This window comes from Serratia nematodiphila DZ0503SBS1 (assembly GCF_000738675.1).
In the GTDB taxonomy this organism is placed as follows: Bacteria; Pseudomonadota; Gammaproteobacteria; order Enterobacterales; family Enterobacteriaceae; genus Serratia; species Serratia nematodiphila.
The window spans coordinates 2,429,687-2,446,173 of record NZ_JPUX01000001.1; the positions used below are offsets into that span (position 1 = coordinate 2,429,687).

Consider the following 16,487-nt stretch of genomic DNA (forward strand, 5'->3'; position numbering starts at 1 on the left):
TATCGATGGAATCTATTTTTAATCTACCCAAAAAAGCGATGATAATCACCTGGCTTTCGCAACAACTGTTGAATAAAAGGTGATGTATGCAACTGCAAAACAAGTCTCTCATTGAACGTATCGTCCACGCCGTCGGTTTCGAGGCCATCGCCGTGATGGTTTGCGCCCCGCTGGGCGCGTGGCTGCTCAACCGCTCAATGGTGCAGGTCGGTGCGTTGGCGGTGATGCTGTCCACCGTCGCGATGCTGTGGAACATGGTTTACAACACGGTGTTCGACCGCCTGTGGCCGGTCAGCCGGGTGGTGCGTAACCTGAAGGTGCGCGCGCTGCACGCCGTCGGCTTTGAGGCCGGTTTTATCCTGATCGGCGTGCCGATCGCCGCCTGGATGCTGAGCATTTCCTGGGCGCAGGCGTTTATGCTGGAAATCGGTTTCTTCCTGTTCTTCCTGCCGTACACCATGGCCTACAACTGGCTGTACGACATGCTGCGTCAGCGCTGGTTCGAAGCGCGCCAGCCGATCAATTCCGGCGCCAAATAAGGCGTCGTCAGCCCGGCGATTCTCAGGTAAGGTCAGAGGATCGTCGGAAAATGCTGAGGAACGAAGAATGAAAGTGTTGGGCTTGCTGGGCGGCATGAGCTGGGAATCCACCATTCCGTATTACCGCACCATCAACGAGCAGGTAAAGGCGCGCCTCGGCGGGCTGCATTCGGCCAAAATCGTACTCTACAGCGTCGATTTTCAGGAGGTTGAACGCTTGCAGCACCAGGGGGATTGGGATGGCGCCGGCCGGCTGCTGGCCGCCGCCGCCGTGGCTTTGCGCGCCGCCGGCGCCGAAGCGATCGTGATCTGCACCAACACCATGCACAAGGTGGCGGAGGCGGTCGAGCAGGCCAGCGGCCTGCCGCTGATTCACATCGCCGATGCCACGGCGCTGCAGGTGCGGGAGAAAAACATTCGCCGCGTCGGGCTGCTAGGCACGCGTTTTACCATGGAGCAGACCTTCTACCGCGGCCGCCTGCAGGAATTGCACGGCATCGACGTGGTGACGCCGGTCAGCGCCGATCGTGACATCGTGCACCGCATCATCTATGACGAACTCTGCCTCGGCAAAATTCGCGACGCCTCGCGCGACGAGTATCGCCGGATCATCAGCGATCTGGAACAACAGGGCGCGCAGGGGATTATTTTCGGCTGCACCGAGATAGGCTTGCTGGTGAGCGAGCGGGATGCCTCGGTGCCGGTGTTCGACACCACCGCGATCCACGCTCGCGCCGCCGCGGCGTTCGCGCTGGCCTAATCGTCGTGCGGCGGTTGCCGGCGGTTCACCAGCATCAAGGGTTTGCCCGCCAGCGCCAGCCAGGCGGGCAGCATCACGATGCACAAGATCGGCAACAGGTGCAGATCCGGCACCACCGCCACCGCCATAAACAGGCTGAGCCAGCCGTCGCGCGTCACCACCAGCACCAGCCCCATGATGGCGCAGGAGACGGTGATCGCCGCCGGCACCGCAGGCACATGCTGGTGCAGCATCAGCCCCAGCGCCACCCCGACGAACACCGCCGGGAAGATGCGCCCGCCGCGAAAGCCGCAGGCAGCGGCGATCACCAGCGCTGCCAGCTTGGTCAGGGTAATGGTCAACAGCGCCGGCACCGAATAGTTGCCGTCTGCCGCGAGGCGTTTCATTTCATCCAGCCCTTTGAACAGGGTAATCTCTCCGCCGAACAGCGCCAGCAGGCCCAGGACAAAACCGCCCAGTCCTAACATCAACACCGGATTCTTCATCGAATGGAACAGACGGTGCGCGTGCGGGAAGCACCACAGCGCCACCATGCCGAGCGCGATGGCGATCAGCGCCACGATGGCGCCGCTGAAGATGTCCGGCAGCCGGGTTACGTCATAGGCGTCGAGTTGCAGGGCGAAATTGGGCACGAAGAACAGCTGGGTGGTGACCGCGCCGGCGGCGGCGGCCACCAGCGGGGCGAACAGCCGATCCCACAGCGGCGTTTCGTTATTGCCCGCCAGGGTTTGCGAGAAAATCAGCGCGGCGGCGACCGGCGTGCCGAACATCGCGCCGATGGTGCCCGCGGCCGCCAGGATGATCCAGTCCATGCGCGGCACCTTAGGCAACAGGCGCGCCCCCGCCGCCGCTACCAGCGCGATATTGATGGCGGTGATCGGGTTCTCCGGCCCGAGGCTGACGCCGCCGGCCAGGCCGACGATCAGCGCCAATCCCAGCCCCGGTAGGGCGGAGAGCGGCAGCGGCATGCCGATCAGCGATTCCGTCGCCGGATCCGGCCCGGCATGGCCCGGCATATAGCGCACGATCAGGCCGACCGCCACGCCGGTCAGCGTCAGCATGCCGAGCGGCCACCAGGGTGCCTGGGCGTCCAGGCTCAGCGCGTCGGGCAGCGTCACCCACAGCCATTGCTGCAGCGTAGCGGCGACTTTCATCATCAACAGCAGCACCAGACTGGAGGCGGAACCGATAATCAGCGCAGGCAAAGCAAAGGCCAACATGGCATTGGCGCGCGGATGCAGCATGGATAATCCCTTGTCGATGCCTCCCTGCGGGGCAGGGAGAGCGGGTGATTGGGCAGTGACCACAGCTTGCCAGACTATCGGCGAGCAGGCACGCATTGATATTGCCCGGCGTCGATGCTGGTTAACAGTCGCCGGAGGGCGTTTTTTGCCGCAATTTGTTTCAAATCGCGGCTTGGCAGGCCAGCTGAAACGTTTTTTGTGATCCGGATCGCTATTGGGGCGCAGATCCGAGGCGGGTGATTGTTGTTTTCGCAGCAGGATTTTACAGTGTGGGCAGCTTTTTATTTTTCATTTTGCGGAGACGAAATCAATGACCTATGCCCTCGTAGGTGATGTTGGCGGCACCAATGCCCGCCTGGCGTTGTGCACTGTTGCGACGGGTGAGATTACCCAGGCGAAAACCTATTCCGGCCTGGAGTTCGACAGCCTGGAGGCGGTGATCCGCCACTACCTGAAAGAATGCGATATCGAGGTGCAGGACGCCTGTATTGCGATCGCCTGCCCGGTGACCGAAGACTGGGTGGCGATGACCAACCACAGCTGGGCGTTCTCGATCAAAGAAATGAAGGCCAGCCTGGGGTTGAGTCATCTGGAAGTGATCAACGATTTCACCGCCGTCTCGATGGCGATCCCGATGCTTTCGCCGGACGACGTGCTGCAGTTTGGCGGCGGCGATGTGCAGCCGGGCAAACCGATCGCGGTGTACGGCGCCGGCACCGGGCTGGGTGTTGCCCACCTGGTGCAGGTCGATCGCCGCTGGGTCAGCCTGCCGGGCGAGGGCGGCCATGTCGATTTCGCACCGAACAGCGAAGAAGAAGACATTATTCTGGAGGTGCTGCGCGGTGAAGTGGGGCACGTTTCCGCCGAGCGCGTGCTGTCCGGACCGGGCCTGGTCAACCTGTATCGCGCCATCGTCAAGGCGGACAACCGCCTGCCGGAGAAACTGGAGCCGAAGGACATTACCGAGCGGGCGCTGGCCGACAGCTGCATCGACAGCCGCCGCGCGCTGTCGCTGTTTTGCGTGATCATGGGGCGCTTCGGCGGCAACCTGGCGCTGAATCTGGGCACCTTTGGCGGCGTGTACATCGCCGGCGGCATCGTGCCGCGCTTTATGGAATTCTTCAAGGCCTCGGGCTTCCGCGCCGCCTTCGAAGACAAGGGGCGTTTCCGCGACTATGTGCGCGACATCCCGGTGTTCATGATAACCCATGGCCAACCGGGCCTGCTGGGAGCCGGCGCGCATCTGCGCCAGACGCTGGGCATGCAGCTGTAAGCAACGCGGCGGCACGATAAAAAAAGGGGCGCAACCCGCAGGTTGCGCCCCTTGTCGTTTTCGCGGGGTATCAGGCTTTGGCCAGCTCTGCCGCCTGTGCGGTTTCTTCGCTTTCCACTTCCACGGCTTTCGGCGCTTTGATGAACAGCGTAATCAGCAAGGAGGCGGCGGACAGGACGCCAATCACCATGAAGGTGGCGTGGAAGCCGCCGAAGTATTTGGCGACGAACGAACCGGCCAGCGCGCCCAGGCCGAAGCCCTGATAGATGATGCCGTAGTTCTTGCTGTGGTTCTTCAGGCCGAAGAAGTCGCCGACAATCGCCGGGAACACGGTGATATTGCCGCCGAAGCAGAAGGCCACCGCGCCAACGCAGATGAAGAACAGCGTGTGGTTCAGGGTCATGAAACTCAGCGCGACAATCGCCAGCACGGTAACCAACATGGTGAAGCTGATGACGCGCATACGGCCTACTTTATCAGACAGCGTACCCAGAATGATGCGGCCGGCGGTGTTGAAGATGGCGACGGCGGACACGGTGTTGGCGGCGGTGGCCAAATCCATCCCGGCCAGCTGAACGCCCATGTCTTTCACGATGCCAATCAGGTACAGACCGCTCATGCAGGCGGCGAAGAAGATGGTGAACAGCAGGTAGGCTTCTTTGGTGGCCAGCATCTGGCGCACGCTGAAGTCGTTGCCCAGACCGTTGGCGCCTGGCTGTGCGGCGCTGGTCGCCAGCACCGGCTCTTTCAGCAACAGGGAGCCAACGACGATCAGGCCCATCACGATGGCGCCCCAGTAGAAGAAGGCGCCTGAAACGCCGACGTCGGCGATCAGGGCGGCGTTGACGTATTTGAACAGCAGGCTGCCGCTGCCGAAGGCGCCGACGGAGATGCCGGAAATCAGGCCTTTGTTGGCCGGGAACCACTTAATCAGGTTGGACAGGGTGGAGATGTAGGCGATACCGACCGCAAAGCCCACCACCACGCCGGCCAGCAGGTAGATCATGTCGAGCGAGCTGACATGGGCGCTGGCGATCAGGCCCAGGCCGACCAGGATGCCGGAACACAGCGTCAGGTTGCGGATGCCGAAGCGTTCTTGCAGCTTGCCGGCGAACAGCGTGGCGAAAGCCAGGAAGAAGCTGGTGATGGAGAAGGTGGTGGCGACGTCCGCCAGTCCCCAGTGGAACTTGTCGACCAGCGGCTGGTTGAACAGGCTCCAGGTGTAGATGGTGCCCAGACCCATCTGACAGATGATGGTGCCGAGAACGATTAAGCTGCGATTTGCCGGTTTGGTGTTCATGGCCGGTCTCCTTCCTGTGTGTGCGTTGCCGGGCGTGAGCCGCTGGCTGAAATTTGCGGGGTGAATCTGTGTTCCCGCGGTATGGGCTTATTATATGGCCGGCCCCCCGGCGGACGGCGGATCGGGAATGAGTTGCACGATGGAAGGAATGAAATGCATTTTATACGGCGTGAGTTGCCGTTTTTACGCCTAAAAGCGCGTGAAATGCCGGGAGTAACACGTGATCTACATCAAAGATATCAACGATTTATTGTTAATCGCCGGTGAACGATTGTGGTGAAATTGTGAAGGATGCGTCTGCAAGGCGTAAATCGGCATTGCGCCTATAGAGCGGCGGCGAGCGCGGGACTATGTTATCTGCGATCGGACGAGGTCCGCTCTGCAGGAGTCCATGAAATGAAAAAAACGCTGTTGTTACTGGCTGCGCTGCTGGCGCTGCCGCTGGCGAGCCAGGCCGACGTGTCCATCGGCGTGAACGTGCCGGGCCTGTCGCTGCATATCGGCGATCGCGATCATCGCGGCCACTACTGGGACGGCTATCGCTGGCGCGATCCGCGCTGGTGGGCCGATCATCACCGGTATGAACGTTCGCGCGGGTACTATTACGGCCCGCCGCCACGGGTGATTTACTACGGGCCGCCGCGGCGCGACTGGCGAGATCGGCCGCATTACCGTATGCCGCCACCGCCACCGCCCGGTTATTACTACCGTCCGGGCCCGCGCTGGTAAGCGCTTACAGGCGCATCAGCTTGCGAAATTCTTTCACCTTGCTGCGGCTGACCGGCACTTCAAACTCAAGATCGCTCAGCCGCAGAATGTAGGTATTGTTGAACCAGGGCACGATCTCGCGGATCTTGGCCAGGTTAACGCAGTAAGAGCGGTGGCAGCGGAAGAAATGCTCTTCCGGCAGCCGGCCGTAAAACTCGGTGAGGTTCATCGGCATCACGAATTCTTCCCGGCGAGTATAGACCCGCGTCACCTTTTCATCGGCGGCGGCGTAATAGATGTCGTTGATGTCGGTAACGATGATCCGCTCGTCTTTGATCAGGTTGATGCTGTGGCTGCCGCGGCTCGGCGCGCTGGTCGGTTCCGCCGCGCCGGCGGGGCGATGATGCAGCGCCTCCAGTTTTTGCAGCATGGTGACGATGCGCGCCTCGTGATAGGGCTTGAGGATATAGTCGAACGCCTCGATCTCGAAGGCTTCCACCGCGTGCTCTTTATAGGCGGTGATGAACACGATAGACGGGCGATGCGCGAATTTGCTGATGTTTTGCGCCAGCAGCACGCCGTCCAGCGACGGGATGTTGATGTCGAGGAAAATGGCGTCGACCTGGTGGGTTTGCAGATATTTCAGAACGTCGAGGCCGTCCTCGAAGGTAGCGACGATATCGATATTGCTGTGTTTCTTGATCAGGTAGCTGAGTTCTTCCTGCGCGAGGAATTCGTCTTCCACGATGATAGCTTTCATGAGGCCTCCCCGACCGGCGGCGCGCTCGGTTCCTGATGCAGCTTGCCGCCGTTTTTGCTGATATAGAACGCGATTTCGGTGCCCGGCTCCAGGCGGCGGATATGCAACCCTTCACCGTACAGCAGCGACACGCGGTGATGCACGTTGAGCAGGCCGATATTGTGGCCCGGCATCTCGTTGCGCGCCACCCGGTCGATGGTTTCCTGGTTGATGCCGTGGCCGGTATCCTTCACCGAAATTTTCACCCGATCGCCCTGATCTTTCACCGCGATCACCACCACCCCTTTACCCTTGCAGGGCTGGATGCCGTGCACGATGGCGTTCTCCACCAGCGGCTGGATCAGCAGGCTCGGAATGCGCACCGAGACGTCGTCGTCGATGTCGTAAATCACCGTCAGCTTGGCGCCGAAGCGCGCCTGTTCGATGGCGATATAGTCCTGAATCTGATGCAGTTCCTTACGGATATCGATCAGTTCGTCGTTCAGCTCCAGGTTGTAGCGCAGGTAGCGCGACAGGTTGATGATCAGCTGGCGCGCGGTGTCCGGATTCAGGCGGATAGAGGAAGAGATGGCGTTCAGCGCGTTGAACAGGAAGTGCGGGTTAATCTTGCTCTGCAGCGCGCGCATTTCGGCTTTATCCGCCATCTGGCGCAGATGCTCGATGCGCGAAACCTCCATCTGGGTGGAGATGATCTGCGACAGCCCGACCGCCATCACCTTCAGCGTGTTGGTGATCTGGTGAGCGTGGCAGTAGTAAATTTTCAGCGCGCCGGTCACTTCGCCCTTTTCCCACAGCGGCACCACCAGCTGCGAATGGATCTGCGGCGCGGCCGGGTTTTCCAGGTTGTTTTTGATGATGATTTTGCCGTGGCGAATGCTTTCGCGGGTAACGCGGCTCAGCCCTTCGCGGCCGATCGGGTAGGCTTCGCGCCCCACGCCAACGTAAGCCAGCACCTGATGGGTATCGGTGATCGCCACCGCGTCGGCGCGGATGTCCTGGCGGATGATATCGCAAATGGTGGCCAGCGATTCGCTGTTGATGTTGCGGAAATAGGGCAGCGTCTTGTGGGCGATATCCAGCGCCAGCTTGGCCTGGCGTGCGGCGATCACCTCTTTTTCATCTTCGACGCTCTGCACCAGCAGCACGATCAGGCCGATGCACACCGTGCCGAGGATCATCGGCAGCGCGATCTGCGACACGATGTCGAGCCCAAGCTCGGTCGGCTTGGCCCACAGCACGATCAGCAGCATGGTGAGGGATTCGCACAGCATGCCGCCGACGATGCCGGCGCGCCAGCGCTGCTCTTTTCTCACCTTGAGGTTGATGTAGCCGGCGCTGATGCCGGCGATGATGCTGGTGATGAGGCAGGGCACCGAGGTGATGCCGCCGATGTCGATCAGATAGCGGTGCACCCCGGCGATGATGCCGGTGACGATCCCCACCCAGGGGCCGAACAGGATGCCGCCGGCCATGATGGCGATGACGCGCACGTTGACCAGCGAACCCTCAACGTTGATACCGGAGTAGGTGCTGAACAGCGCGAACAGCGAGAAGATCGCCGTGACGATGCCGAGCTCGAGCGGTGTATGGTCTTCTTTTTGCAGCAGTTGGCGGAACAGCCGGGTGCGGGTCAGGAAAAACAGACAGATCAACATCAGCGCGGCGCGATCAAACACCGCCAACAGCATTTCAAAAAAAGGGTGCACGACGGGTTCTCGCTGCGGCCTACGGATGGCGGCAGTATACCACAGCGAGAAAGGCCCGTGGCTCAGGCCGGCTGTCAGCGCATGCCGAGCTGCGTTTTGCCCAGCGGCGTCAGCAGATCGGCGGTGGCGCGGCCGTCAAAATCCACTTCGAAGTCGTCGGGAGCGAAGTCCGGCGGCGTTCTGCCGTCGATAAAGCTCGGCAGCTGGCGCTGCAGGTAGGCGTCGTTTTTCGCGCAGCCCGGCGCGGCGGCGATGTACATCACGTTGCTGTCGAACTCGCCGTTATGCTCGTTCTCCACCGCGTGGATCACGTCGCAATGCCAAAATACCGTGTCGCCCGGCTCCAGATCGGGAATAGGGGAAATCCCACTTAATAAAAGGGGATGCCATTTTTCCGAGATCGACAGCGCGCGGCCCGGCGCCGCATCGCACAGATCGTCGTCGGCGACGTCGTCCTGCAGCGCGCGCAGCAACACATAGGCCATGGCGTTGGCGATCGGCACCAGGTTCAGCGTGCCGGCGTTGGTGCGTTGCGGCGTCAGCGCCGTCCAGCCCTGGAAGGTGCGGAACATCGAGCAGACTGCCGGGGAGGCAATTTCGCGCACTTCGGTGCGGCCGTCGGCGGCAAAGGGATCGTACTGCTGCCAGTCGCCGGAGAACACGTGGCGATACACATAGCGGAAATTCTCGTCCAGCCAGCGCTCGATGGTGCCGCTGTCGACGTGCGGCGACAGGCCCAGCGACGAGGAGTTCGGCGGGCGGCGGCGAGTGCGATCGGCGTAGGTGGCGACGCGGGTCGGATCGAAATGCTGCTTGCCGTTGCTTTCGGTGGCCCACAGGCTGTTGAGGAACACCTGCACCGCATGCATGCGCGCATCCTGCCGCGCCTCGACCTGCGGTTTTGACCAGTAGATGCCGTAAATCTGCGGTTTGCTGGCGGCCAGCTTGCCGAAATAGTTGTCTTCGGCGGCGTTTTTCAACCGCTCGACGAAGTTGTTGCGCTCGAGATAGTCGCCGATTTCCCGGTTCCAGCCTTCGGCCTTGGCGCGGGGAAATACACCGCGAATGGCGCAGGCGCCGCGCTGTTTGATCAGCGCTATCTGTTGATCGCTGACGCGTTGCTGCAGGATATCTTCCGCGTCGATCTGCGGCACCGGATTATGGCCGGCGGCCAGTTCGCGGCGGATCTGGTCGACCTGGCCGCGGATGTTCTCCTCCAGCGCCAGAAAAACGTCGCGGTAGTTCGGCAATGCCTGGCGCAGCTGGCGCTTGACGTTAACGATCGTCTGCGGAATATCGTCGATGACTAAAGAGGCCATGGTGTTCTCCTGATGCCGCGTGAGTCACGGCGGCGGACGGTTGTAGGGAAACGGGCAAGACGTTATGGTTTTGTGGTTTTAACGTGAATGATTATCGGCAACCAATCGGGGAAAATAAAGAGATATCTTTCATTCGTAAGTTCCTCTTTTTCGTTTTTCGGAGATTTTATGAAGCTGGTCACTGAACGCTTGTACTTACAGTCGATAACCGCCGAGGATTGGCCGCTGTTTCTGCGCCTGTACCAAGATCCCGAGGTGATCCGTTACATCTCCGATCCGCGCAGCGAAGCGGAGATCCGCGCACGGTTCGAAGAGCGCCTGCCGGCCTGGGACAAACACGGCGAGCAGTGGCTGTGCCTGGTGATGCGTGAGAAGCGCAGCGGAGAGGCGGTGGGCATTACCGGCTTTCGCCCGCACTGGGCGCCGTATCGGCAGGCGGAAGTGGGATACGGGAGTTTGCCTGCCGGCCAGGGCAAGGGCTATGGCAAGGAGTCGCTGCGGGCAGTGCTGGATTTTGCGGTGAACGCCTGCGGTTTTCACAAGCTGACCGCTACCGTGACCGCGGGCAACCTCGCCTCGCGCGGCCTGCTGGAGTCGTGCGGTTTTCAGCTGGAGGGCACGCTGCGCGATAATTTCCGCCTGGCGGGAGAGTGGCGCGACGACTGGCTGTTCGGGCTGTTGGCGGCAGAGTTTCAGGGCGGCAAATAAAAATATCGCGCCGGGTATCGACAAGCTCGCCGGCGCTGCGCTATGTTCGATATTCGGTCAGTTCGCTGGCCAGCGTCGCTCGGACGGTCCGGGCGCTAACGTCTATCGAGGAATCCCCCTATGGCTGATAACAGTCCACAGCGCCGTTTTACGCGCATTGAACGTCTTCCCCCTTACGTATTCAACATCACCGCCGAACTGAAAATGGCCGCACGCCGTCGCGGTGAGGATATTATCGACTTCAGCATGGGTAACCCCGACGGCCCGACGCCGCCGCACATCGTGGAAAAACTGTGCGCCGTCGCCCAGCGCGACGACACCCACGGTTATTCCACCTCGCGCGGCATTCCGCGCCTGCGCCGCGCCATTTCGCGCTGGTATGCCGATCGTTATCAGGTGGATATCGATCCGGAAAGCGAAGCCATCGTCACCATCGGTTCGAAAGAGGGGCTGGCGCACCTGATGCTGGCGACCCTCGATCACGGCGATACCGTGCTGGTGCCGAACCCCAGTTACCCGATCCACATTTACGGCGCGGTGATCGCCGGCGCCCAGGTGCGTTCGGTGCCGCTGGTGGACGGCGTGGATTTCTTCAGTGAACTGGAGCGCGCCATTCGGGAAACCATTCCGCGCCCGAAAATGATGATCCTCGGCTTCCCGTCCAACCCGACCGCGCAGTGCGTGGAGCTGGATTTCTTCGAGCGGGTGGTGGCGCTGGCCAAACAGTACAACGTGCTGGTGATCCACGACCTGGCCTATGCCGATATTGTTTATGACGGCTGGAAAGCGCCGTCGATCATGCAGGTGCCGGGGGCGAAAGACATTGCGGTGGAGTTCTTCACCCTGTCGAAAAGCTACAACATGGCCGGCTGGCGCATCGGTTTCATGGTCGGCAATCCTGAGCTGGTCAGCGCGCTGGCGCGCATCAAAAGTTATCACGACTACGGCACCTTCACGCCGCTGCAGGTGGCGGCCATCGCCGCGCTGGAAGGCGATCAGCAGTGCGTGCGCGATATCGCCGAACAGTATCGGCAGCGCCGCAACGTGCTGGTGAAGGGGCTGCACGAGGCCGGCTGGATGGTGGAAAACCCGAAGGCGTCGATGTACGTGTGGGCGAAAATTCCCGAGCCTTATGCCCACCTCGGTTCGCTGGAGTTCGCCAAGCGCCTGCTGGCGGAAGCCAAGGTCTGCGTCTCGCCGGGCATCGGCTTCGGCGACTACGGCGATACTCACGTGCGCTTCGCGCTGATCGAGAATCAGGATCGTATCCGCCAGGCGGTGCGCGGCATCAAGGCGATGTTCCGCGCGGACGGGCTGCTGAAGCCAGGCAAAGCCGGCAGCGCCAAATAACCCTGTCAGGCCGGGCGTTCGCCCGGCCTTATTTTTTCCGTCCCAAGGTTTTCTTCATTATTTCCCCATTATGCTCAACTACGCTGAATTTTATTTTTTGGACAGAGTGTATGAGCAACCGCTACGCGCGATCGCAAATCGTTTTACATTGGCTGACGTTGCTGATGGTGATCCTCACCTATGCGGCGATGTTGCTGAAAGATTCGGTGCCGGAGGCGTGGGCGCCGATGGTCAAAAATCTGCATTTCAACTTTGGGGTATCGGTCTTTGCCCTGATGCTGATTCGGTTGGCGGTGCGCTCTTTCCACGCTGCGCCGCCAACCACGCCTCCGCTGGAGGAGTGGCAGGAGGTAGGCGCGAAGATTTTCCATTGGCTGCTGTACGTGGTCTTCCTGATGTTGCCGCTGCTGGGCATGTTAACCCTGGCCTACGGCGGGAAATCGTGGTCTTTGCTGGGTTGGCCGATGCCGCAGTGGGTGACGCCGGATCCGGTGATGCGCAGGCTGGTCAAAACGGTGCATGAGACGCTGGCAAACGTTGGCTACTTTATCATTGGCGCGCATGCGCTGGCGGCGCTGTACCACCACTACCTGCGCAAGGACGACACCCTGCGCCGCATGATGCCGGGCAAATGAGCGCTAGCCGAAACGACAAAGGGACGCTTGCGCGTCCCTTTGTCTGTGTTCCTGGTGTGGCTGCTGTCAGGCAACCATCAACATGAAGGTGCCAACCCAGGCAACCAGCATGAATGACACGCCCATCAAAAAATATTTCACTGAACAACTCCTGTCTGGAGTCCTCGCCAGCAATGATCCCGATTGTTGTGCTGAGTATTTTATGGGCAACCTGCTTGTCGGGCGGATTCTTCCAAGCGAAAGAACAACGTCCTCGAGCGCGGGTTGTCCGGTTGTCGCGCCTCATGCTCCGTGAGGTAAAATCCGAACCGCGACAGGATCGGCGCTAATGTACTCTCAATACTGGTCTGATTTCAATACTGTGTTTTTGATCACAATTTTAGGTTGTTTTTTGAACAGGTCGCGCTGTTTTATAACGCTTTTTATAAGCAAGCGACAGGAAGTAGCCCGCCGTGTGGCGGGCTTTAAAATCGGGTATTGCAATACGGTGGCAGGCGCTCAGGCGACGGCGTTGATGCCGGTCGCCAAAATGACCCAAAAAACGAGACAAGACAGCAGAATAACGGCCCAAATATGACGGCGACTCCACTCCATTTTTAGCCTTCGTTGTTGCGACAAGTGATTAGGTAGCCATCATATCGGCGCAAAACGGGGGAAATTTAGCCCCCCTGGATAATATTTCGCTTACCTGCCGCTAACTTATTGGCAAACTTCGCTTATCGTCACGCGCACTTCGTAGCCCAGCAGATACAACGCCTGCTCCAGCGCTTCCACCTTCGAGGCGTAGCCGATATCCAGTAACCGCTCCATTTGCCCGCCGTTGAAACCCAGCTTGCGCGCCAGCGCCGCTTTACCGGTGTTTTTGCGCAGCATCGCGTTGTGCAGTTCGATCTTCAGCGCCACCAGCGCCGGCAGATGTACCCTCAAATCATCGGTTTGCGAAGGAGAAGGGGCGGGCAGGGGCAGCCCTTCATCCATCGCGGCGGCGATGGCGGCCAGCAGGCTTTCCTGCGCTTCCAGCTCGATATCTTCGCGTTTATAGCAGGCAGATTGCCACTCGGGGAAGTCGTGGAAACCGATCTGCCAGGCGTCGCTGTCGCTATCGAAGGTGTAATGGGCGGGGTAGTGGCTGTACATGGCAATCCCTGATTGAAACCAGAATGAGGCGCTATTGTGACGGCATGCTCGGGAGATAGCCAGCATGAATGTATCCGTGGGAGAATTTAAATTGAATTGAATAATTATTAGCAGGCAAATTTAATGTTCGTGTTAACAATAATCTTGTTATTTTCTCCAACAAGGCAGGTTATTTAATTGGATGTTTGGATTAATATTCCTGTCGACCGGTGATAATGAGAATTAAAATCAAATATCACACCATTTTTTATACAATTTCACACGAAAGAGTGAAATTAAGAATATTGGTCATCAATGTGTTTTATCTTATTGATTTATATTATTTTAATTTTTGTTATTTCACTTATTGATAATTGTGAAATTCCAGTTTCAGGCAGATATCACCTGGCTGCGGTATTCATTGACAGATTTATAAAATACTCTTTTTAGGCAAAGGCGCATTCGATTCTATTTAAGCGTGCGCCAGACAGAAATATTCATTACTCCATGCTTATTACCCGGCGGCTCTAGCCGACTTTTCGGGTGCCTGCTCGCATTTCTACTTTGCCAGGACAGCAGCTCACGGATTAAAGGAATACCTCGTGCCTAAAGTTAACTCGCGTTCATTACGCTTTACCGAACGCCACGCCACCAAATATGCGGCGTCATTGCTGTTTATCGGTTTATCCCTGCCGGCCACCGCGCTGGCGGATGAACGCTATGACGCGCTGATCCGTCAGGCCAGATCGGGCGATACCGCGCCGGTGCTGGCGTATTTATCGCAGCGGCGCGCTCAGGAGGGGTTGAGCCTGCAGCAGCGAGCCGATTATATCCAGGTGGCCGGGTGGGCCGGCCACGATGAAGAGGTGGTCGCGCTTTGGCGTGCCGACGGCGCCGCGCTGCAGCGGGATAGCGCCAGTCTGGCGACGGCGGCCCGCGCCTATCGCAACCTGAAGCAGTGGCAACCATCGCTGCGCCGGTGGCGTGCGGCGTTGCAGCTCGCTCCCGCCGACGGCGGCCTGCAACGTGGCTATGTGATGACACTGGCGGATGCCGGGCAGGATGCGCAGGCGCAAACGGAGGCGGCCAAAGCGGAGAAGCTGCTGGAGCCGGCGACGTGGTATCTGACGCGCGCCTATGTGGACCAGGCCGCCGGCCGCAGTTGGGCGGCGCTGGAAAACGTCACTCATGCCCGTGCGCTGGCGCCGTCCGACACCGGTATTCAGGCTTATTACGTGACGCTGCTGGCGGCGAATCGGGTCGCGGATCCGGCGCTGCGTGAAAGCCAGGGGCTGGCATTGCCGCCCGCGCAGCAGCGGCGCCTGCAGGCGGATGAAGCCGCCGAACTGGTGCGGCTGTCGTTTATCGATGCTCGCGGCGAACAAGAACGTTTCGTCATCGCCGATCGCGCGCTGGCGCGCTATGACCAATTGCTGACGCAGTGGCGGCCGCTGCCGGAGGCGCAGGACAGCTACCAACAGGCGCGTGTCGATCGCCTGGGCGCGCTGCTGGCGCGCTATCGAATGGCCGACGTGGTGAGCGAGTATCAAACCTTGCAGGCGGAAGGGCGCACGGTGCCGGATTATGCGCAGCGCTGGGCGGCGTCCGCCTACCTCTATCTGCAGCAGCCGGACAAGGCGCAGGCCATTTTCGGCCGGCTGAACGCCGCCGCGCCGCAGGCGGTGACCGCCGAAGATGAGACCGATCTGTTTTACGCGCAGGCGGAGAACGAACGCATCGATCAGGCGGCGCTGCTGGCGCAGCGCGTCAGCCAGCGCTATCCCTACGCGACCCACCTGTACCAGCTGCCGACGCTGGCCTACAACGATGATTGGCTGGTCGGCCAATCGCTGCTGGCGCAGTCGCGGGTTTATCAACGCGATCTGGCCGAGGCCGAACGGCAGCTGACCCATCTGGCGCGCACGGCGCCGGGCAATCAGGGTCTGCGCATCTCCTTGGCCAGCGTTTATTTGGCGCGCGGCTGGCCGCGTCGCGCCGAGGAGGAGTTGAAACAGGTGGAAGGGCTGGAGCCGCGCAGCCTGCCGTTGGAGATCCAGCAGGGCTATGTCGCGCAGGGGTTGCAGGAGTGGCGCCAACTGGATTTGCTGGCCGACGACGTCATCCAGCGCGCGCCGGAAAGCGTCGCCGCTCAGCAGTTTGAACGTTCGCGCCGCATTCACCATATGTCTGAACTGCGCATCAGCGGCAATCAGGGCATCGATTCCGACGGGCCGGTCAGCGGCAGCCACGATTTCGGCATACACGCCGCGCTCTATTCACCGCCGATCGACGACAACTGGCGGCTGTTCACCGGCTGGGGATTCAACACCGGCCAGTTCGACGAGGGCAAGGGCATCAACCGCGATCTCAGCGCCGGTGCCGAGTGGCGCTCGCGCGATCTGTGGCTGGAAGCCGAGGTGGCCAACCGCAACTACGGCCACGGTAATGAGCTCGGCCTGCGCCTCTCATCCTGGTATGACCTGAATGATCAATGGCGCCTAGGCGGTTCGGTGGCGCGCTTGTCGGCCGAGACGCCGCTGCGCGCGTTGACCAACGGCATCAGCGCCAACGGCGGCAACCTGTGGCTGCGTTGGCAGCAGAGCGAAAGCCGCGAGCTGCGCGCCAGCGTGGCGCCTTCGCACTTCTCGGACGGCAACAACCGGCTGGAATACGGCCTGGAAGGGCGGCAACGGCTGCTCGCCGGCGCCCGTTATCGGCTGGACATGAACCTGACGCTGTCCGGCAGCCGCAACAGCCAGGAGAACGTGCCGTATTACAACCCGAAGCGCGACTTCACGCTGCTGCCGTCGTTAACGCTCGATCACACCCTGTATCGCCATTATCAGACCGAGTGGAGCCAGCAGTTCCAGGCCGGCGCCGGCAGCTATTGGCAGCGGGACTATGCGCGCAAGCCGATCACCCAGCTGGGTTACGGCCAGCGCGTCAGCTGGAACGGAGTGCTGGACGCCGGCGTGATGCTGCAGTTTGAGAAGCATCCTTACGACGGCAAACGCGAGCGGAACATCGGCGTGACGTTTGATCTGAATTATCGTTTTTAAAGGAATCATC

15 protein-coding genes are annotated in these 16,487 nt (G+C 60.4%); 8 read left to right on the forward strand and 7 right to left on the reverse strand.

Going from position 1 to position 16,487, the window contains the following annotated elements:
- Positions 1-86: 86 nt before the first annotated feature.
- Both JL05_RS11210 and JL05_RS11215 read left to right on the forward strand, forming a co-directional pair.
- The gene (locus tag JL05_RS11210) at positions 87-539 is read left to right on the forward strand and encodes a multidrug/biocide efflux PACE transporter (RefSeq protein ID WP_033632446.1); all 453 of its coding nucleotides are present in this window, start codon (positions 87-89) and stop codon (positions 537-539) included.
- Positions 540-606: 67 nt separating this feature from the next.
- Complete coding sequence (locus JL05_RS11215; protein ID WP_019453821.1) at positions 607-1,299, forward strand: aspartate/glutamate racemase family protein; 693 nt, start codon at positions 607-609, stop codon at positions 1,297-1,299.
- On the opposite strand, the gene JL05_RS11220 is transcribed toward JL05_RS11215, so the two are convergent.
- The gene (locus JL05_RS11220; protein WP_033632447.1) at positions 1,296-2,543 is read right to left on the reverse strand and encodes an ion channel protein; all 1,248 of its coding nucleotides are present in this window, start codon (positions 2,541-2,543) and stop codon (positions 1,296-1,298) included. The genes JL05_RS11215 and JL05_RS11220 overlap by 4 nt on opposite strands.
- Before the next feature lie 310 nt (positions 2,544-2,853).
- Between JL05_RS11220 and glk the strand changes: the two genes are divergently transcribed.
- Positions 2,854-3,816, forward strand: a complete 963-nt coding sequence (gene glk / locus JL05_RS11225; RefSeq protein ID WP_033632448.1) for a glucokinase — start codon at positions 2,854-2,856, stop codon at positions 3,814-3,816.
- 70 nt (positions 3,817-3,886) lie between these two features.
- On the opposite strand, the gene JL05_RS11230 is transcribed toward glk, so the two are convergent.
- On the reverse strand, positions 3,887-5,116 hold the full coding sequence (locus JL05_RS11230; protein ID WP_033632449.1) for an L-lactate MFS transporter: 1,230 nt from the start codon (positions 5,114-5,116) through the stop codon (positions 3,887-3,889).
- Positions 5,117-5,512: 396 nt separating this feature from the next.
- Between JL05_RS11230 and JL05_RS11235 the strand changes: the two genes are divergently transcribed.
- Entirely contained in the window at positions 5,513-5,845 is a 333-nt protein-coding gene (locus JL05_RS11235) for a DUF2502 domain-containing protein (RefSeq protein WP_033632450.1), read from the forward strand.
- 4 nt (positions 5,846-5,849) lie between these two features.
- Here the strand turns inward: JL05_RS11235 and JL05_RS11240 are convergent, their stop codons facing one another.
- From JL05_RS11240 to JL05_RS11250, 3 genes are all read right to left on the reverse strand, one after another.
- A complete protein-coding gene (locus JL05_RS11240; RefSeq protein ID WP_004936341.1) occupies positions 5,850-6,584 on the reverse strand; it encodes a LytR/AlgR family response regulator transcription factor in 735 nt (244 codons plus the stop codon).
- A complete protein-coding gene (locus tag JL05_RS11245) occupies positions 6,581-8,272 on the reverse strand; it encodes a sensor histidine kinase (RefSeq protein WP_033632451.1) in 1,692 nt (563 codons plus the stop codon). The genes JL05_RS11240 and JL05_RS11245 overlap by 4 nt, the downstream gene beginning before the upstream one ends.
- A 92-nt stretch (positions 8,273-8,364) precedes the next feature.
- Positions 8,365-9,609 carry a DUF1479 domain-containing protein gene (locus JL05_RS11250; RefSeq protein ID WP_033632452.1) on the reverse strand — a complete coding sequence of 415 codons (1,245 nt, stop codon included), beginning with the start codon at positions 9,607-9,609 and terminating at the stop codon, positions 8,365-8,367.
- A gap of 168 nt (positions 9,610-9,777) precedes the next feature.
- On the opposite strand from JL05_RS11250, the gene JL05_RS11255 reads away from it, so the two are divergent.
- The 3 genes from JL05_RS11255 to JL05_RS11265 all read left to right on the forward strand — a co-directional run bounded on the left by JL05_RS11255 (position 9,778) and on the right by JL05_RS11265 (position 12,302).
- Complete coding sequence (locus JL05_RS11255) at positions 9,778-10,317, forward strand: GNAT family N-acetyltransferase (protein WP_033632453.1); 540 nt, start codon at positions 9,778-9,780, stop codon at positions 10,315-10,317.
- A 120-nt stretch (positions 10,318-10,437) separates the two neighbouring features.
- A complete protein-coding gene (gene alaC / locus JL05_RS11260) occupies positions 10,438-11,667 on the forward strand; it encodes an alanine transaminase (RefSeq protein WP_004936329.1) in 1,230 nt (409 codons plus the stop codon).
- 110 nt (positions 11,668-11,777) lie between these two features.
- Entirely contained in the window at positions 11,778-12,302 is a 525-nt protein-coding gene (locus JL05_RS11265; RefSeq protein ID WP_033632454.1) for a cytochrome b, read from the forward strand.
- 66 nt (positions 12,303-12,368) lie between these two features.
- Here the strand turns inward: JL05_RS11265 and ypdK are convergent, their stop codons facing one another.
- The gene (gene ypdK / locus JL05_RS25370; RefSeq protein WP_099782600.1) at positions 12,369-12,443 is read right to left on the reverse strand and encodes a membrane protein YpdK; all 75 of its coding nucleotides are present in this window, start codon (positions 12,441-12,443) and stop codon (positions 12,369-12,371) included.
- Between the two features lie 558 nt (positions 12,444-13,001).
- Complete coding sequence (locus tag JL05_RS11275; protein WP_004936322.1) at positions 13,002-13,439, reverse strand: type II toxin-antitoxin system HicB family antitoxin; 438 nt, start codon at positions 13,437-13,439, stop codon at positions 13,002-13,004.
- Positions 13,440-14,020: 581 nt separating this feature from the next.
- Here JL05_RS11275 and pgaA point away from each other — a divergent pair.
- Positions 14,021-16,477, forward strand: coding sequence for a poly-beta-1,6 N-acetyl-D-glucosamine export porin PgaA (pgaA, locus tag JL05_RS11280; protein WP_072010095.1), 2,457 nt, complete (start codon positions 14,021-14,023; stop codon positions 16,475-16,477).
- The last annotated feature ends 10 nt before the right edge of the window (positions 16,478-16,487 follow it).